Genomic DNA, 17,472 nt, shown 5'->3' on the forward strand with positions numbered 1-17,472 from the left:
GCTGCAATCAAAACCCCGGACTTGTCCGGGGTTTTCTATTTCGCGGTTGCATCTATAGCGAGCTACTGTATAAACCGCCCCATATAAACCGCGCCATTCAAGCAAGAGGATCCCGGACGTGGAAGAAATCATCGAACAACTGCGTGAAGCCAACGAACCGGTACCGGTCCCCTTGGAATTGCCAGACGAAGATCTACTGGTGGAAATCGAAGAACAGCTGTTCATCGACATTCCGTTCGTCTTCAAAGAGTTTCTGCTGACCGTCAGCGATGTGGTCTACGGCAGTCTGGAGCCTGTGACCGTCACCGACCCACAATCCCATACCTACCTGCCGGACGTTGCCGCCAATGCTTGGGACGCTGGCGTTGATCGCAGCATGATTCCAATCTGCCAGGATGGTGATAACTACTACCTGGTCGAAGAGGACGGCACCGTCGTGCTTTGGCTGGCCGAAGACGAGCTGATTGCCGAAGAGACCTGGGAATCGGTTTGGCATTGGGCGCGGGACGTCTGGCTGGAAAGCTGAGTGAGCTGACGCTTCATGGCTCAATGCCCGGATGAATCCTTGTGATTGTCCAGGGTATCCAGCAGTGCGACTTGCATCCTCGTGTGAACGCGGATAAACCAGCGCCACAGCAGCGCCGCCACAGCGGCCGCGACCACGATGATCAGCATCAGCAACTTGTTGGTCGGCAGAATACTGGCCGACAAGGCCGCCAACAGCAGGAAGATCACCAACAGCGAGAGGATCGGGATGACTTCTGCAATCACCCGACGCACTCGCTGCGTGTGGCGCCCGGCCATCTCCGGCTTCACGCCCATTTCCGCCAGCAACATCGACAGTGCCTTGAGCTTGCGATAAGCGGCAATCAGGAAGGGCAGCGACAACAGTAGCGCCCCACCCCAGATCAGCGCCTTCTGCCAGCTCGGATCGCTGATCAAATCTTGCACATAGACAGCCATACGTTCGGCGAAATAAGCGCCAGAGAAGAAAATCGCGATTACCAATGCCAGATTGACCCCGACTTGCAGCAGAATTCGTCGGATCATCGATGCCAGCAACGCACCCTCGCCCTGAGGCTGGATGCTGCGAAGCCATTCGCCATACATCCCCAGCACTCGCCCCAGGCGCTGCGGCATCACGGCGGCCAGCTTGATCGACAAAGGATCGGCCGCTCGAATCAAATAGGGGGTCAGCAGCGTGGTGATCACCGATACCGCCACCGCCACTGGATACAGGAAGTTGCTGGTGACCTGCAGGGTCATGCCCAGGGCAGCGATAATGAAAGAAAATTCGCCAATCTGCGACAGCCCCATCCCCACGCGCAGTGAGGTGCGTCCGTCATTGCCGGCGATAAAGGCGCCGAGACCGCAGGACAGCATCTTGCCGAGCACCACGGCGACGGTGATCACCGCAATCGGCCAGGCATATTGCAGCAGGATCATCGGGTCCAGCATCAGCCCGATGGCGACGAAGAAAATCGCGCTGAACAAATCGCGAACCGGTTCGATCAGGCGCTCGATCTTCAGCAACTGTCGGGACTCGGCCATGATCGCCCCGATCAGGAACGCGCCCAGCACCATGCTGTATTCAAGCTTGACTACCAGCAGGCAAAAGCCGAAACACAGGCCCAGCACCGTGATCAGCAGCATTTCATTGCTCTCGAATCTGGCCACATAGGCCAGCAATCGCGGTACCAGCAAGATGCCGATGACCAGCGCGACGATCATGAACAACGAGAGTTTGCCGACCGTGGAGAACACTTCGCCGGAGCTGACCGTGCCGCTGACCGCGATGCTCGACAGCAACGCGATGATGCCAATGCCCAGAATGTCCTCGACGATCAGCACTCCGAAAATCAACTGCGCAAAGCGCTCGTTCTTCATCTTCAGATCGTTGAGCGCCTTGACGATGATGGTGGTCGAGGAGATCGCCAGTATCGCGCCCAGGAACAGCGAATCCATGGTGTTCCAGTCGAACCAGCGGCCTATCTCGTAACCGATCCAGATCATCAGCACGATTTCCAGGAACGCCGCGATAAACGCCGTGGCGCCCACCTTGAACAACTTGCGCAGACTGAATTCCAGGCCCAGGCAGAACATCAGGAAAATCACCCCGAGCTCCGCCAGGGTCTTGATGGTTTCTTCATCGTGGATCAAGCCGAACGGCGGGGTGTGTGGGCCAATGATGAAGCCGGCGACGATATAACCCAGAACTACCGGTTGTTTGAACCGATGAAAAAGCACAGTCACCACACCTGCGACCAACATGATCACTGCCAAATCCTGAATGAAACTGATGGCATGCATGGTGTGAGGCTCCTTGACTGACATCGCTCTATCGGACACAGGAAAAGTCTGATCAAGCAGGGTAATAAATCCGCTTTTCGTTCAGGAATTGCCCTTGGAGACAGGCTTTTGAAGGGTAACACCGCGACTTCCGGCAGAAAGGCGGTGCAATATATGGAAACAGATCGATCCGGCGTGACGGCGGCGCCCCCTGCGGCGTCCCGATAACGTTGGTTTGAAAAAACCGTACCGGCACCCGCAGAGGTGCGTCCCCTCAGACCTTGCCTTGACCCGTGAGAATGCTATGGAACCCGGAAACGCCCAGCTGTCGATGACGGTATTGATGACCCCCGACATGGCCAACTTCTCTGGCAATGTTCACGGCGGGACCTTGCTCAAGTACCTCGACGAAGTGGCCTACGCTTGCGCCAGCCGTTATGCCGGCCGCTACGTGGTGACCCTGTCGGTGGACCAGGTGATTTTCCGTGAGCCGATTCATGTCGGCGAACTGGTGACCTTCCTGGCGTCGGTCAACTACACCGGCAACACCTCGATGGAGGTGGGCATCAAGGTCGTGACCGAAAACATTCGTGAACGCTCGGTGCGCCACACCAATAGCTGCTTCTTCACCATGGTCGCGGTGGATGATCAGCGCAAACCTGCCGCCGTGCCGCCCCTGCAACCGCAGAACAGTGAAGACAAGCGTCGCTACATGCAGGCTCAGCAGCGCCGGCAGATCCGGCAGGAGCTGGAAAAGCGTTATCAGGAAATCAAGGGCGACGCTTAAAGTAAAAGATCGCAGCTGCCGCAGGCTGCGATCCTTTTTTGCCGCGATCTGCTTACAAGCTGATCGAAGTTGCTTCAAACCGCACCCGCGGATGGGCAATCCGGTCCTGCGCCCGGACCAGTTCCAGTTCATAACTGGCGCAGGCCTGGGTTTCCAGCAACACCTCATGCACCGCCGACGCGGCGAATTCGAAAGCCGCCACCAGGCTGTCGCCCAGCAGGACGCGGGCCAGGAACAGCCCGGAGGTCAGGTCGCCAACACCCACCGGCTGACGCGGGAACGCCAGCAGCGGACGCTGCAAATGCCAGCTGCCTTCGGCGGTCACCAGCAGCATTTCGAAGACATCCGGCGTTTTGCCGGGATAATCCAGATGCTTGACCAGTACCGCTTTCGGACCACGCGCCAGCAACGCTCGCGCCATCGCCAGGCAATCGAAAAGCGACTGCGGCTTGCGCCCCGAGAAGCTGTCGAGTTCCAGTTGATTCGGGCACATGAAGTCCGCCACGGCGGCGGCCTCTTCCAGCAGGAAATCGCTGACTTCCGCCGGCACACTGCAACCTTTCTCCGGATGCCCCATCACCGGGTCACACAGGTACAGCGCCTTGGGATTCATCGACTTGATCCGCGCCACACCCGTGAGGATGGCCCGGCCCTGGGCCGCACTGCCGAGGTAGCCCGACAGCACCGCATCACAATTGCCCAGTTCGCCAATCGCCGCGATACCTTCAACCAGGTCGGGAATGTGGTGAGGCGCCAGCACTTCGCCGGTCCATTGGCCGTACTGGGTGTGATTGGAGAATTGCACGGTGTTGAGCGGCCAGACGTTCACCCCGACCCGCTGCATCGGGAAAACCGCGGCACTGTTGCCAGCGTGGCCGAATACCACGTGGGACTGGATAGCGAGCAGATGGGGTGTACGTTTCATGCGGTGAGTTATCCGTAAAACGATTGAAATTCGAGCCACGCAGTATGCGACTAAACGCAGCCTGTACGACAGACCGGCGACGCAGTTAAGCTGACACTATCTTGTTGGAGCACCCTGTCGATGCTGACCCTTGGAAATATTTTCGTGCTGATGTTGTTCGCCACGGCGGGCGCTTGGCTTTGGCACAACCATGGCCTGCGCGAACGTGCGCTGGAGCGGGTCAAACAGCATTGCGGCAAGCTCGGGATCGAGTTGCTGGATGGCAACGTGGCGTTGAAAAAAATCGGCTTCATCAAGGATGCCAGTGGTCGCCGACGGCTGGCCCGTGTGTATAACTTCGAATTCACCGTGACCGGCGAAACTCGCCACAGCGGCACCATTACCCAGTTCGGCGCCCACAGTGCGCAAATCGAGTTGGCACCCTACCCGGCACCTTTCGACGACACGCCCCCCGTGGTTGATGTCGCAAGACCCAGCGCCGAAGTGATCCAGCTGAGCCACTGGCGGCAAGAACACAACAAGTGGCGGCCTTGAGCGCGAGCAAGCTAATGCGCGCTCAACCGGCACTCGGCGAGGCTCTGCTGCAATAAGTCGACATCCTGTGGCGCACTGAAAATCAATTCGATCCGCGAATCCTGCCGCCACTCACTCGCCTGCCATTGCAACTCGGCACTTTCCAGCGCATTCGCCGAGACCCACCCCTCGACACTGTGGATAACCAGCTTCGCGCGTCGCCAGCCGAGGCTCGCGAGCCAATGGGTGACGCGCGCCACATCGAATACCTGGCCGGGATGCCAGCGCCAGCCAATGCTCCACCCCTCCTCCTGTTCCTGACTCAAACAAATCGGTAACGCTGGATCGCTCCAGATGGCCGGTATCCGTGCCAGCCCCCTGGGCATCACAAAGTTATCCACACCCGCCGTTCCCTGAGCCGCCAGTCCCGGCAATTCGCTCAGCGGCAAGCGCCCTTGTTGCGTCCAATACAATGGACGAGCAGGCAACTGCGCAGCGATTCGCTGGCGAGCATTGGCGCCCAGACCGTCGGCCTTGTTCAGTAACAGCAAACCGGCACTGCTCAACGCGTCCTGTTGCGACTCGGGCAACGCTTTGCCGCTGGCCAGGGCTTGTGCATCAAGCACCATCACACAGGGCTGCACCGCCAACACGCCGACCCACGGCGCCTCGCTCAACTGCCTGAGCAACTGCGCCGGATGCCCCAGTCCGGACGTCTCGATGAACAAGCGATCCGGTCGCGCCTTGCGCAGCAGTCGGCCGAGTCCGATCTGAAACGGCGCGCCATTGACGCAACACAAACACCCCCCGGCGACTTCACCCAGTGCGATACCATCGGCGTCCTGCGTCAGCAGCGCGGCGTCGAGGCCGATCTGGCCGAACTCATTGATCAACACTGCCCAACGCTCTCCAGCCGGGCGCTGCGCCAGCAGGTGCTTGATCAGACTGGTCTTGCCGGCACCCAATGGCCCGGCGATGACGTGGGTGGGAATGTTCTGCAACATGATCGAGATTTTCTGCGGAGGTAAGGATGCGGTTGAGGGGATTGTCGTTGCTCCTGACGGTGGTATGCAGCGAGGCGCTGGCTCAAGCCTGCGTCGTCCACAGTCAGGCTGAAAGGCTCGATGTGAAAGTCTGCCAGCAGAACCGCAACATCCCGGAAAAACTGTTCGCCGACGGCTTCTGCCAACCGAATCTGGCCGGGCAGACAGTCGAGGTGCAGTACCTCGACCAGTGCCCTGCGGGAGCATTCGGCGTTTGCAGCAACGCTCAAGTCGCCAATATGCCTTACCGGCAGGATATTCACTATTACGGCGTGGCCACCGATGCGGCGTATCTGAAGCCGTTTTGCGAGGCGCAGAGCCAGGGCACCTGGCTCAATCCCTGAGTCACTAGCTCAACCAGTCGAGGGTGAGGATCAAACGGCGCTCGCCAGCAGCGAGTTGCGGCGAGCGGTGAATCAACCCGAAACCTTCGTTGCCGTGCCATTTCTCCCCCTTGAGCAAGGCCACGTCGCCGCTGGCGATCTGCCCGATCAGCGAGTTGTCCTGGGGTTCAGCGTCAGGCTTACCCAATTGTCGGCGATCCATCGCGCCTTCCATCAGCCACTGGCTGCCGATCCCGGCATAGGTGGTAATCAGCCGCACCGGTACATGATCGACGTGAAAACGCGGGCACATCGCTTTGTCCAAAACCCGCAGACGCAGGCCGATGCCCCTGGCGCCGAGCAAACAAGCGAACGCACGGACCAGCCACGACAGGTCGGCGACGAAACCTTCATAGCCCTGCAGATCACTGAAGCGTGAGGCCAATCCGTAGAGATCGGGCTCGGCTTCGTCATCGGGCATTTCCAGAGACAATGACTCGGCCAGCGGCTCGTTCAGGGACAGCAGCAGGGTGGCGAAATCCGCAATATGGGCCGGGAGCTGGCGATTCCAGACGGCGAGGTTCACATCATCGTCCAAGATGCGGGCCAGGGACTGCGGAGTAGCAGCCTGATGCTGATGGATGGCGCGCGTCGCGGCCGGGTTCGCGACTACGGGGGTCAGCGTCAGCATCAGGCCGCCTCTTCATGCCATGGGCCGAATGGATCTGGCAGCCGTTGCCAACCCTCGACACCGAGGGCCATTTCTTCATCGGTCAGCAGGCAGCCGTCGAGCTCGCCGGTGAGTTTCGCGAAGTCGATGTTCTGGCCGATGAACACCAGCTCCTGCCGGCAATCTCCCGTGGAAGCAGTCCAGTGTTCCATGATGCCGGCCGTGCTTTCTTCCTCCTGCGGCCATTGGTCTTTCGGCACGAAACGCCACCAACGTCCGGCAAACCCGTGTCGCATCAGCCCCCCGGCCTGGGACCAACTGCCCGCATCCTTGTGTTTGCTTGCCAGCCAGAAGAAACCCTTGGAACGCAGCAGTTTTCCGTTTACCCACGGACGATCGATAAAGTTGAAGAACCGCTGCGGATGGAAGGGTCGGCGCGCACGATAAACTGTAGAAGCGATGCCGTATTCTTCGGTTTCCGGCAGGTGTTCACCCCGCAACGCCTGCAGCCAGCCCGGCGCCTCGGCGGCTTTTTCGAAGTCGAACCGACCCGTGTTGAGGATTTTTTTCAGCGGCACTTCCCCCATGACCATCGCAATGATTTCCGCGCGGGCGTTAAGCCGCTTGAGGATTGCCATCAATTCTTGCCGTTCGCGGCTGCTGATCAGGTCAATTTTGCTGATCAGGATGACGTCGGCGAATTCGATCTGCTCGATCAACAGGTCGGTGATCGAACGTTCATCCTCTTCGCCAAGGGTCTCACCACGAGAGTCGAGGCTGTCGGCCGCCTGGTAGTCGAGCAGGAAGTTCATGCCATCGACCACGGTGACCATGGTGTCGAGCCGGGCGATGTCGTTGAGGCTTTGGCCGCTTTCGTCGCAGAAGGTGAAGGTTTCCGCAACGGGCAGCGGTTCGGAGATGCCCGTGGACTCGATCAACAAGTAATCAAAACGACCGTCCATCGCGAGTTTGCTCACCTCCTCGAGCAAGTCTTCGCGCAAGGTGCAGCAAATGCAGCCGTTGCTCATTTCCACGAGTTTTTCTTCGGCACGATTAAGGCGCACATCCCGTTGCACCTCGCTACCATCGATGTTGATTTCGCTCATATCGTTGACGATGACAGCGACCCGAAGGTTTTCGCGATTACGTAGTATGTAATTAAGAAGTGTACTTTTTCCGGCGCCGAGAAAGCCGGACAACACGGTGACGGGAAGACGATCAGGCATCTGGTGCTCCTCACAAGGGATGCCCGGTCAAATCGTCGGGCCTTACTTAATGTTATAATATAACTAATTAATCGAACCACTCCCTTTTTGCCTGCGATGACAACGGGCAGAATGCTGGAGCCCCTTCCAACCAAGAGAAACGCCATGCGATATGCCCTGAAATTGGCGCTGACAAGCGCTGCCTTGTTGGTCGCTGTCGATGCCTGGGGGCAAATTCCGACCCTGGCTACCTGCACCCGCAGCGCCAACTTGCTGGCTTGCGTGGACGCCGATGGCAATGCCTACAGCGTCAATACGGCCGGCAGTACGATTTATCTGCGCGGGTTCGAAGTGGCTGGAAAACGCTACTGGGCGCAGACCAACAGTCGTTACGGCCAACTGACCTTTTTCACCGGCATCGCCTCTGACGGCGAAACCTGGGTCGGCTATAACCGCCGCGTCGGCTGGACCACGGTCAACCGGTTTTCCAGCTCCGGCGGCAGCAGTGCCAGGTTCACTTGCAGCCGTGTGGCTGGCTGCTAGTCAGGCGTAGGACGTTTTCTGCGCCTGCTGCCAGGCGATGTAGCTATTGGCCGGTGGATTCTTCTGAAAGTAGCGCTGCAGACCTTCAAACAAGCCGTCCGCCACCGCCTGCTGATGGCGGGCCGTCACCAATCGCTGGCTATCGCGGGGATTGGAAATGAAGCCGGTTTCCACCAGGATCGACGGCACGTCCGGTGACTTCAGCACTGCGAACCCGGCTTGTTCCACACGCTTTTGGTGCAACGTTGTGATGCCCGCCAAACTGCCCAGGACCGTGCTGCCCAACTGCAAACTGGCAGCGAGGGTGGCGTTCATCGACATGTCGAGAATCACTCCGGCGAGCATCGGGTCTTTGTCCTTGAGATTGAGCAGACGGGTCGCACCCAGCAGGTCAGCGCCGTTTTCCCGTTGCGCCATGAAGCGCGCCGTGGCCGAGGTCGCGCCGCCCTCGGACAGGCAATACACCGAAGCGCCTGAAGCCGTGAGGCGCGGTGCCGCATCGGCATGCACCGAGATGAACATGTCGGCGTTGTGCTTGCGGGCAATCTCCACACGCTTGCGTAACGGGACGAAGACGTCGTCGTTCCGTACCAGCTTCACATCGAAGCCTTTTTCCCGCTTCAGTCGTTTGGCCAACAACTGAGCGATGGACAGCACCACGTCTTTTTCACGTTCCCCCTTGGACCCAACGGCGCCAGGGTCCTTGCCTCCGTGACCAGGATCAACGACCACTATGATGTCGCGCTTGGGGTGAGGCTTGGCGATGATCCCGTCGGGGGCCTGCGCGATCTGCAAGGGCACGGCGGTCTTCAGATCGAGCACCAGGCGATGCCCCTGCCCGTCCTGGGGTGGTAGAAGAAAACTGTTGAGCTGCACCGGATTGCCGAGGTCCAGGACGATTCGGGTATCACCCTGTCCGAAGCGCCCTGAACGAATCGAACGAATGAAGCTGCCGGCAAACGCCAATTGACTGAAGTCGCCGATGAGGTCGGCACCTGTCACATCGATGATCAGCCGTTCCGGCGCGCTCAAGGTGAATGTCTTGTAGTGCACCGGCCCGCTCAGATCAAAGACCAATCTCAAGTTGCCATCCGAACGCCAAAGCCGCGCGTTGCGAATTTGTGTGGCCGACACACCGAAGGGCAAAGCAAAGGCCGCGCTGGCCAGAATCAGATTGAGCAAGTGACGTCTGTGCATGGTGAAAGCCCGCTCGTGAAAAAGGCATCGTCGAATTTATTGTTATAATATAACATGTCGTTTCAACTCCCACGATGGACCTGCTTATGAATGCGCTGACTCTGCCGGATATCGCCGTGCAGGCCTCACGCCAAGCCCTGCCCCTGGAGTGGGTGGGCATGTGTGGCATTGCTCTTCCTGTTTTGTTCGATGGCCAACGCCTGGTGGCAAAGGCTGATGCCGGAGTGAGCCTGGACGATGGAGAAGCACGCGGCATCCACATGTCGCGTCTTTATCTGGCGCTGGAACAACTGGAACAGGAAACGCTCTCGCCGCCTGTTCTACGACGAGTGTTACAGCGCTTCCTCGACAGCCACCCAGGGATTTCCAGCCGCGCATCCGTAAAAATTCACACGGATCTACTGCTTAAAAGACCCGCGTTGATTAGCCCGCTGGCCGGCTGGAAAACCTACCCCGTGACCATCGAAGCGCATTTGAAGAACGCAATGTTCCACGTGGAACTAAAAATCGACGTGCCTTATTCCTCAACCTGTCCCTGTTCAGCAGCACTGTCCCGGCAATTGATTCAGCAACAGTTCATCTCTGATTTCGCCAACACCTCCCTGCAACACGCCGATGTTTTGGCTTGGCTCGGGTCAACAAAAGGCATCGTGGCGACGCCGCACAGCCAACGCAGCATCGCCCAATTGCATCTTCGTCTGGATGACTTCCTGGATGAGCTGCCACTGATTGCAATCATCAACGACGCCGAAGCAGCCCTCGGTACCGCCGTGCAAACCGCGGTCAAGCGCGCAGACGAGCAGGCGTTCGCCTTGGCCAACGGTCAGAACCTGATGTTCTGTGAAGACGCTGCGCGACGATTGAATCAGGCCTTGAAACGCGCTTCGGGCATCAATGCCTTTCACATTAGAGTCGTCCATGCAGAAAGCCTGCACGCCCACGATGCCGTCGCCGAAAGTCGCTGGAATTGGGAGGTCGCATGATCCGTTGCCAAGCCTTGCAATGGGGGGCTCCCGGTCAACCGCTGACGCCGCCGATGGATTTCGAGTTAGCCTCGGGCAGCCTGACCGCCGTTACCGGGGCTAACGGCTCAGGTAAAAGCAGTCTGCTGAAAGTCATCGCTGGCTTGCAAAAGCCGCTGGCCGGCAATGTGGTGCTGGGGGTTAAACGTCGAGGCGCACTTTCTTTTTTGCCACAGCAACAACACCTGGACCGGCAATTTCCCATCAGCCTCCAGGCCCTGGTGGCCGCGGGTTTCTGGGGCAGCAAGCAATCGCCAGAGACACGCAGGCAACGCCTCGAAGCCGTACTTGAAAGTTGGCACCTGGTCGGTTTGGAACAGCGCCCATTGATGGCCCTGTCCGGCGGCGAACTGCAGCGTGCCCTGCTTGCTCGTTTGAGCCTCACGGACGCACCCTTGCTGCTGCTCGATGAGCCTCACGCTGCCCTCGATGAATCGGGTCAGGCGCTTCTCTGGGAACACATTCATGCCTGGCATACCGAGGGCCGAACCTTGGTCGTCGTGTGCCACGACCTGGCCGCTGTTCGCCAACACATGCCACAAACCCTGCTGATCAAAAGCAGTGGATGCGTCCTCGGGCCGAGTTTGGACTTGATTCATCAACAACCCCAAATGCAGGTGGCCTGATGCTCATCGCCGCAGATCTTTGGCAACCGTTTCACGAGTTCGTCTTCATGCGCCGTGCATTGCTCGGTGGATTGGCGCTGGCGTGCAGCACGGCCCCGCTGGGCGTATTTCTGATCTGGCGACGCATGAGTCTGATTGGTGATGCGGTGGCCCATGGCATCTTGCCCGGCGCTGCACTGGGCTTCTGGCTCGCCGGTTTGAGCCTCGGCGCGTTGACCATCGGCGGTCTCACCGCAGGGCTTGGCATGGCGGGCCTCGCCGCATGGATCACCCGCCGCACCGGTCTGCGCGAAGACGCCAGCCTCGCCGCTATCTACCCGATCTCCCTGGCCAGCGGCGTATTGATCCTGGGTATCGCCGGTAAACGTCTGGACCTGCTGCATCTGCTCTTTGGTTCGGCGCTAGCGGTCGATGCCCCGACTTTAACCGGCATGTTGTGGGTCTGCGGTTCCAGCCTGATCGCCATGCTGCTGATCTACCGTCCGCTGGTGCTGGACACCCTCGATCCGCTTTTCCTGCGAACCGTCAGCCGTCTCGGCCCCTTGGCCCATGGCGTCTTCCTGACGCTGGTGGTGCTGAACCTGGTCATTGGTTTCCAGGCGATCGGGGCCTTGATGGTGGTTGGCTTGATGATGCTGCCCGCCGCCGCTTCGCGCTTCTGGAGCCGTCGACTGCCGGTATTGATTGCCATTGCCGCGCTGCTCGGCAGCCTTTCGGTGTGGCTCGGTCTGCTGCTGTCGTTCCACGACTCACTCCCCAGTGGTCCCGCCATTGTGCTGGTGGCGGGTGGTTTCTATCTGGTGTCCGTGGTGTTCGGACCGGTGCACGGATTGCTGCGCCGCCCGCCTTTGCTCACATCCCAATGAGGTATTACCCGATGCGCGCTTTACTCGTGCTGTTCAGTTTGATGCTGTCGATGTCGCTGTCCGCCGCGGAAAAACTTCAGGTGGTCACCAGTTTCAGCATCCTCGCCGACATGACCCATCAGGTCGGTGGCGAGCATATCCAGATCACCAACATGGTCGGCCCGGACGCCGATGCCCACACGTACGAACCGTCACCAGATGACGCGCAAGCGCTGTTGAAGGCCAGACTCATTATCAAGAATGGCTTGGGTTTCGAACCATGGCTGGATCGCCTGGTGGCCAGCACTGAAACCAAAGCACCGGTGATCAGCGCCAGCCACGGCGTCATTCCGCGCTCACTGGATGAGGACGGCAAAACCATTCCAGACCCCCATGCCTGGCACAACCTGGCGAACACCGAGCTGTACATCAGTAACATCACCCAAGCGCTGATCGCCGCCGATCCCGCGAACGAAGCCGACTACCGACGCAGCAGCCAAGCCTACCTGAAGCAGATCTACGCATTGCTGGCCGACGCCAAAGCCAAGCTCGGCTCGCTTCCTCCAGGCAATCGCAAGATCGTCACGTCCCATGACGCCTTCGGCTATCTCGGTCAGGCTTATGGAATCGACTTCCTCGCGCCTCAGGGCCTGTCGACCGAACGCGAACCTTCGGCCAGCGAAGTCGCTGCGCTGATCACCCAGATTCGTCAGGCCAAGGTCAAGGCGGTGTTCATGGAAAACATCAAGGACGCCCGCCTGCTCAAGCAGATCGCCGACGAAAGTGGTGCGCAGATTGGCGGCACCCTGTACTCCGATGCGCTCGCATCGAGCGGCCCGGCCAGTACGTTTACCGGTTTGTTCGAGCACAACCTCAATACCCTCTACAACGCATTGAGCAAGCCATGACCGTGCAGAACGCGTTCTGAGCATGGTCATCGGGCACTCTGATCTGGTCCGACAAATGTCTACATGACAAACGACAACGTTTGCCTCTAATGTTTACGCGTGTGATCGAAGCATTTGAGAACAATAAACCATGATCAAGATCACCCTGCCCGATGGTTCGTTGCGTGAATACGATCAACCGCTTTCCGTCCATGAGGTTGCTGCGAGTATTGGTCCCGGGCTGGCCAATGCGGCAGTAGCAGGTCGGGTCGACGGTGCGTTGGTGGACTGCGAATTCATGATCAAGGCGAACGCCAGGGTCAGTATTGTCACGCCGCAGGAGCCCGACGGGCTGGAGATCCTCCGACGATCCTGTTCGTTGATGCTGGCGATGGCGGTCAAGCAACTCCATTCCCATGCACAGATGCGGACGGGCTCGGTGCTGGGTGACGGATTCTTTTGCGAGTTCGCCGTTGAGCGCCCCCTGACGTCGACCGATCTGCCCCTGATCGAAGCGCGCATGCAGTCACTGGCCGCGACCAACCACTCGATACGACGCCGTGACACACCCTCTCCATCCCTGCACCCTGAGCACTTGTCGGTCTACCGACTGGGTGACTCCGAGTATTTGACGACCGGCCCGCATGTGCCCACCACCAAGGTCTTGCAGGCATTCGCCCTTGATCACATCAGCGGGACCTTGCAGCAAAGGATCTACGGTACGTGTTGGTCCAGTCACCAAGAGTTGCAACAGTGGCGCCTGCCCCCTCATGTGATGGTGGTGAGCATCGATGAAAGTCAGGCCAGTTATGCACAATCGGTCACCGAAACCTTGCGACGCACGGGCGTGCGCGCCTTGGCGGATCTGCGACATGAAAAAGTCGGTTACAAGATTCGCCAGCACAGCCAAACGGTGCCCTACCTGGTCGTGATTGGCGAGAAAGAGCAGGCCGGTGGGTTTGTCAGTGTGCGCAGTCGCAGCGGTGAGGATTTTGGCAGGATGAAGGTTGAAGTAGCTTGTGAATGGTTAAGGCAACCGGGAAGTGGGCTTGTGTGAACGCAATCCCTTCGCAAGCCAGCCTCATTCCTGTCAGTCGGTGACGTCTGCAGGAACAAGGCTGGCCCGCGAAGCTTTTAGGCCCTTGGCTTCACGGTTCCGCAATCCTGCCCCAACCATACGGCGCGGGTATCGAGACTGCCCTTCTGCTGAATACCGGTGGCATTGAAGGTACCGTTGACCTTGGTCGTGAACTCACGATCACTGACGAAAGTAGCGACACCCGCACCTTGAGCCTTCGGGCAACTGAAGCGGAATTTCCACTGGTTGCCATTGCGATCAGTGATTTCCTGCTTGCAGCCCGACTGCGGGTCCGTGAGTGGAATGTTGTCAGTCTTGACCTGCTCCGGGGTCAAGCACGCGCGGATTCCCTTACCGCCCATGGTGATGCCCTGCTTTTCCAGCTGCGCGCGCTGTTCAGGGGTCATTTGACTTTGAAGCTGACCGAGGATCAATTGCAGATCCGGCAGGTTCTGGTCATCGACTTTCATATTGCTTGAGGTCAACTCCCACAAGCCTGGCTGAAGCATTTGCGCCTGAGCGGCCACAGGAAGTGCCAAACCCAGTGCCAAGGCCAAACCCAGCAGACGAACGTTCATCGTGAAACTCCTGATCAATAGTGGCCGTTAGACGTCAGACACGGTCTTCGGTTCATGGGTCAATTAATTAGCGACATTCTGCCCGGAACATGGTCTGTTACGCATTGAATCTTCAGGAGCAAGGCTGCCCCCATGGATTATTTTGGCCCTCATATTTTTGGCTACACAATCGCCCTGCTGCATTTTCTGGGCATGATCGCGGCAATACACGCGGTGTTGACCGTACGCACCGCCCAGGGATCGATCGCATGGGCCCTGTCCCTGGTTTTTATACCCTACCTGACGCTTGTTCCTTATCTGGTATTTGGCCGCAGTACTTTCGATGGTTACATCAAAGCCCGGCGCCAGGCCAACGAAGAGATGCGCAAGGCCATCTCCGAGCTCAACTGGCGGCCATGGATAGAAGAAGCACTCACCGCTCGCGCCTCAATCGCCTACGCCTCTTTAAGAGCAATGCCAAGGCTGGGCCGCATGCCGTGCCTGGCCAACAATGAAGTGCGACTGTTGATCAACGGCCGCGCCACTTTCGATGCGATATTCGACGCCATCAGTCAGGCGAAAGAAGCCGTACTGATCCAGTTCTTCATCGTTCACGACGACCGCCTCGGGCAACGTCTGCGTGATTTGCTGCTGCAGAAGGCCGCCGAAGGCGTGGCGATTCACTTGCTGTACGACCGGATTGGCAGTCACACCCTGCCCCACAGTTATGTGCAGTCGCTGCGTGAGGGGGGCGTCGAGGTCAAAGCCTTCGCTACCCGCAGCGGCTGGCTTAACCGCTTTCAGGTCAACTTTCGTAATCATCGCAAGATTGTCGTCGTTGACGGGGTGCTGGGCTTCGTCGGCGGGCACAACGTCGGCGACGAATACATGGGCGAGAAACCACCCCTGGCGCCTTGGCGCGATACCCATGTGCAAGTGCGCGGCCCGGTGGTGGCGTGCATGCAGGAATCCTTTGCCGAAGACTGGTTCTGGGCTGCGCGCGAACTACCGCCCCTGATCCTGCCCGATGTGTACCCGGACGACGGGGTACTCTGCCAATTGCTGGCCAGCGGGCCGGCGGATTCCTACGAGACCTGTTCGTTATTCTTCGTCGAAGCCATCCATGCGGCAACCGAACGGGTGTGGATCACCAGCCCGTATTTCATTCCGGACGAAGCGGTGTTCGCCGCCTTGCGCCTGGCGGTATTGCGTGGGGTGGATGTGCGGCTTCTGCTGCCGTCACGACCTGATCACCGAATCGTCTACGCAGCCTCCAGCCTGTATGCCTTCGAAGCCGTGCGTGCCGGGGTGCGCGTGTTCCGCTACCAACCCGGTTTCCTGCATCAGAAGGTGGTCTTGATCGACAGCGAAATCAGCGCCATAGGCAGCGCCAACCTGGACAACCGTTCGTTCCGGCTGAATTTCGAAGTGATGCTACTGACGGTCGATAGCGCCTTTGCTGCCGAGGTGGAGCGGATGCTCAACGATGACTTCGCCCAGGCTCACGAAATCGCCAAAGAAGAAAGCCGGGAAACCCACCGCCTGCAACAGGTCGGCATGCGGGTTGCCCGGCTTATTTCGCCGATTCTTTAAGGCGTGTAGATGTCGTCACGGGTCCATGGCAGTTCATGGCTGCCATCCGGATGGGTCTTCACCGCAAGGATCTGATGCAGGTTGATCCAGCCCCTGGCGAACGCGTAGGCGCAGCCGGCCAGGTACAACCGCCAAATCCGCAACGCTTGATCCGGCACCTGTTTGGCGGCGGCTTCAAGGTTGTCTTCCAGGCGTTCGCTCCAATGGTCAAGGGTGCGCGCGTAGTGCAGACGCAAGCTCTCGACATCAACAATCTCGAGTCCTGCCTCGCTGATCTCGGCAGAGATCATCGACAGGTGCGGCAGTTCGCCATTGGGGAATACGTATTTCTCAATGAAATCCCCAGCGCCACGTCCCACCGGACGACCATCGGTGTGCTTGGCCGTGATCCCGTGGTTCATTACCAGGCCACCCTCCTTCACCGCTCCGAACAAGGTTTTGCAGTACTCGGCCAGGTTGGCGTGACCCACGTGTTCGAACATACCGACGCTGACAACCTTGTCGAAACGACCGTCTTGCGGCAAATCGCGGTAGTCGAGCAATTGCAGTTCGACCAGGTCCTCCAGCCCTTCCTCTTTTACGCGCTCACGGGCCAGGGCCAGTTGCTCCTTGCTCAGCGTGATGCCGAACACTTTCGCGCCGAATTCGCGAGCCGCATACCGCGCCAGCCCGCCCCAGCCGCAGCCGACATCCAGCAAATATTCACCCGGTTGCAGGCGTAACTTGCGGCACAGATGGCGGAATTTTGCTTGTTGGGCTTGCTCAAGACTCTCGCTGCCGGTCTCGAAATAAGCGCAGGAATAGGCCATGTCGCTATCAAGCCACAGCTGATAAAACGCATTGGACAGATCGTAGTGATAGGAAATCGCCTTGGCGTCGGTTTCCTTGTCGTGGACGGTACGTACAGGCTGACTGCCATCGTCCTCTGCTATCAGCGCCTGACTCCATTCATCGCACACGCGAATCACGTCGCTGATGGAACCCTCCAGCTCCAGTTTGCCCTCGACAAACGCTGCTCCGAGCGCGTCCAGGCTTGGATGAGTGAACTGGGTAACCATTTGTGGGTCCTTGACCACAATCGTGACGCTGGGCGTCGGCCCCAGATTGAATTCATGGCCGTCCCAGAGTCGCAGGCGTAGCGGTAACTGCAGATTCTGTAAGGCCGGTGGAAGTTGCGCGAGCATGGATAATCCCCCTTGTTTCAGACGTCTGATCAGAGGGTAGACCATCTTGGAAAAATAGCTGGCTATCGAACTAATAGCCGCTTTCTATGATTCGCGGCAAAAGACCGCTTGCCGCGAATGCACAAAATGCCGAGCCCTCACTTTAAATGACTGCGAACAGCGCACACAGTTCTGAAATCTTTCCA

Annotated in this window: 19 protein-coding genes; 11 read left to right on the plus strand and 8 right to left on the minus strand. The window is 58.8% G+C overall.

The annotated features are described in order from the left end of the window. The first annotated feature begins 118 nt into the window (after window positions 1-118). On the plus strand, window positions 119-526 hold the full coding sequence (locus ACGJAX_RS05835; protein ID WP_090326791.1) for an SMI1/KNR4 family protein: 408 nt from the start codon (window positions 119-121) through the stop codon (window positions 524-526). Between the two features lie 20 nt (window positions 527-546). Here ACGJAX_RS05835 and ACGJAX_RS05840 read toward each other — a convergent pair whose 3' ends face one another. Further along, on the minus strand, window positions 547-2,310 hold the full coding sequence (locus tag ACGJAX_RS05840; RefSeq protein ID WP_090326794.1) for a cation:proton antiporter: 1,764 nt from the start codon (window positions 2,308-2,310) through the stop codon (window positions 547-549). A gap of 283 nt (window positions 2,311-2,593) precedes the next feature. On the opposite strand from ACGJAX_RS05840, the gene ACGJAX_RS05845 reads away from it, so the two are divergent. Next, the gene (locus ACGJAX_RS05845) at window positions 2,594-3,076 is read left to right on the plus strand and encodes an acyl-CoA thioesterase (protein ID WP_003229693.1); all 483 of its coding nucleotides are present in this window, start codon (window positions 2,594-2,596) and stop codon (window positions 3,074-3,076) included. A gap of 52 nt (window positions 3,077-3,128) precedes the next feature. Here the strand turns inward: ACGJAX_RS05845 and pdxY are convergent, their stop codons facing one another. Beyond that, complete coding sequence (gene pdxY / locus ACGJAX_RS05850; RefSeq protein WP_247255243.1) at window positions 3,129-4,001, minus strand: pyridoxal kinase PdxY; 873 nt, start codon at window positions 3,999-4,001, stop codon at window positions 3,129-3,131. Between the two features lie 120 nt (window positions 4,002-4,121). Between pdxY and ACGJAX_RS05855 the strand changes: the two genes are divergently transcribed. Next, on the plus strand, window positions 4,122-4,535 hold the full coding sequence (locus tag ACGJAX_RS05855; RefSeq protein WP_390957821.1) for a DUF3301 domain-containing protein: 414 nt from the start codon (window positions 4,122-4,124) through the stop codon (window positions 4,533-4,535). Between the two features lie 11 nt (window positions 4,536-4,546). Here ACGJAX_RS05855 and ACGJAX_RS05860 read toward each other — a convergent pair whose 3' ends face one another. Beyond that, on the minus strand, window positions 4,547-5,518 hold the full coding sequence (locus ACGJAX_RS05860; RefSeq protein ID WP_390957823.1) for a GTP-binding protein: 972 nt from the start codon (window positions 5,516-5,518) through the stop codon (window positions 4,547-4,549). 26 nt (window positions 5,519-5,544) lie between these two features. Between ACGJAX_RS05860 and ACGJAX_RS05865 the strand changes: the two genes are divergently transcribed. Then, a complete protein-coding gene (locus tag ACGJAX_RS05865) occupies window positions 5,545-5,901 on the plus strand; it encodes an NADH:ubiquinone oxidoreductase (protein WP_390957825.1) in 357 nt (118 codons plus the stop codon). Window positions 5,902-5,905: 4 nt separating this feature from the next. On the opposite strand, the gene ACGJAX_RS05870 is transcribed toward ACGJAX_RS05865, so the two are convergent. Together ACGJAX_RS05870 and zigA are read right to left on the minus strand one after the other, a co-directional pair. Further along, window positions 5,906-6,571: a DUF1826 domain-containing protein gene (locus tag ACGJAX_RS05870; protein WP_390957827.1), complete on the minus strand. Its 666-nt coding sequence runs from the start codon at window positions 6,569-6,571 to the stop codon at window positions 5,906-5,908. Continuing rightward, window positions 6,571-7,776: a zinc metallochaperone GTPase ZigA gene (zigA, locus tag ACGJAX_RS05875; RefSeq protein ID WP_390957829.1), complete on the minus strand. Its 1,206-nt coding sequence runs from the start codon at window positions 7,774-7,776 to the stop codon at window positions 6,571-6,573. Before zigA ends, ACGJAX_RS05870 begins: the two co-directional genes overlap by 1 nt. A 144-nt stretch (window positions 7,777-7,920) precedes the next feature. Here zigA and ACGJAX_RS05880 point away from each other — a divergent pair, with 144 nt between their 5' ends. Beyond that, window positions 7,921-8,298 carry a glutamine synthetase gene (locus tag ACGJAX_RS05880; protein ID WP_248914583.1) on the plus strand — a complete coding sequence of 126 codons (378 nt, stop codon included), beginning with the start codon at window positions 7,921-7,923 and terminating at the stop codon, window positions 8,296-8,298. Here ACGJAX_RS05880 and ACGJAX_RS05885 read toward each other — a convergent pair whose 3' ends face one another. After that, window positions 8,299-9,495 carry an N-acetylmuramoyl-L-alanine amidase gene (locus ACGJAX_RS05885; RefSeq protein WP_390957831.1) on the minus strand — a complete coding sequence of 399 codons (1,197 nt, stop codon included), beginning with the start codon at window positions 9,493-9,495 and terminating at the stop codon, window positions 8,299-8,301. 86 nt (window positions 9,496-9,581) lie between these two features. On the opposite strand from ACGJAX_RS05885, the gene folE2 reads away from it, so the two are divergent. From folE2 to ACGJAX_RS05910, 5 genes are all read left to right on the plus strand, one after another. Beyond that, the gene (gene folE2 / locus ACGJAX_RS05890) at window positions 9,582-10,478 is read left to right on the plus strand and encodes a GTP cyclohydrolase FolE2 (protein WP_390957833.1); all 897 of its coding nucleotides are present in this window, start codon (window positions 9,582-9,584) and stop codon (window positions 10,476-10,478) included. Continuing rightward, window positions 10,475-11,143 (plus strand): metal ABC transporter ATP-binding protein, encoded by a 669-nt coding sequence (locus tag ACGJAX_RS05895; protein ID WP_247255234.1) that lies wholly within the window; start codon window positions 10,475-10,477, stop codon window positions 11,141-11,143. Before folE2 ends, ACGJAX_RS05895 begins: the two co-directional genes overlap by 4 nt. After that, the gene (locus ACGJAX_RS05900; RefSeq protein ID WP_390957836.1) at window positions 11,143-12,009 is read left to right on the plus strand and encodes a metal ABC transporter permease; all 867 of its coding nucleotides are present in this window, start codon (window positions 11,143-11,145) and stop codon (window positions 12,007-12,009) included. Before ACGJAX_RS05895 ends, ACGJAX_RS05900 begins: the two co-directional genes overlap by 1 nt. A gap of 11 nt (window positions 12,010-12,020) precedes the next feature. Further along, window positions 12,021-12,896: a metal ABC transporter solute-binding protein, Zn/Mn family gene (locus ACGJAX_RS05905; protein WP_390957838.1), complete on the plus strand. Its 876-nt coding sequence runs from the start codon at window positions 12,021-12,023 to the stop codon at window positions 12,894-12,896. A 130-nt stretch (window positions 12,897-13,026) separates the two neighbouring features. Next, the gene (locus ACGJAX_RS05910) at window positions 13,027-13,932 is read left to right on the plus strand and encodes a His/Gly/Thr/Pro-type tRNA ligase C-terminal domain-containing protein (RefSeq protein ID WP_390957840.1); all 906 of its coding nucleotides are present in this window, start codon (window positions 13,027-13,029) and stop codon (window positions 13,930-13,932) included. A gap of 77 nt (window positions 13,933-14,009) precedes the next feature. On the opposite strand, the gene ACGJAX_RS05915 is transcribed toward ACGJAX_RS05910, so the two are convergent. Beyond that, window positions 14,010-14,531 (minus strand): DUF3617 family protein, encoded by a 522-nt coding sequence (locus tag ACGJAX_RS05915; protein ID WP_390957842.1) that lies wholly within the window; start codon window positions 14,529-14,531, stop codon window positions 14,010-14,012. Between the two features lie 132 nt (window positions 14,532-14,663). Here ACGJAX_RS05915 and cls point away from each other — a divergent pair, with 132 nt between their 5' ends. After that, window positions 14,664-16,103 (plus strand): cardiolipin synthase, encoded by a 1,440-nt coding sequence (gene cls, locus ACGJAX_RS05920; protein ID WP_390957844.1) that lies wholly within the window; start codon window positions 14,664-14,666, stop codon window positions 16,101-16,103. Here cls and cfaB read toward each other — a convergent pair. After that, window positions 16,100-17,287 (minus strand): C17 cyclopropane fatty acid synthase CfaB, encoded by a 1,188-nt coding sequence (gene cfaB, locus ACGJAX_RS05925; RefSeq protein ID WP_247255229.1) that lies wholly within the window; start codon window positions 17,285-17,287, stop codon window positions 16,100-16,102. The genes cls and cfaB overlap by 4 nt on opposite strands. Window positions 17,288-17,472: the final 185 nt, after the last annotated feature.

The organism is Pseudomonas moorei (genome assembly GCF_042846945.1).
Lineage (GTDB): Bacteria > Pseudomonadota > Gammaproteobacteria > Pseudomonadales > Pseudomonadaceae > Aquipseudomonas > Aquipseudomonas moorei.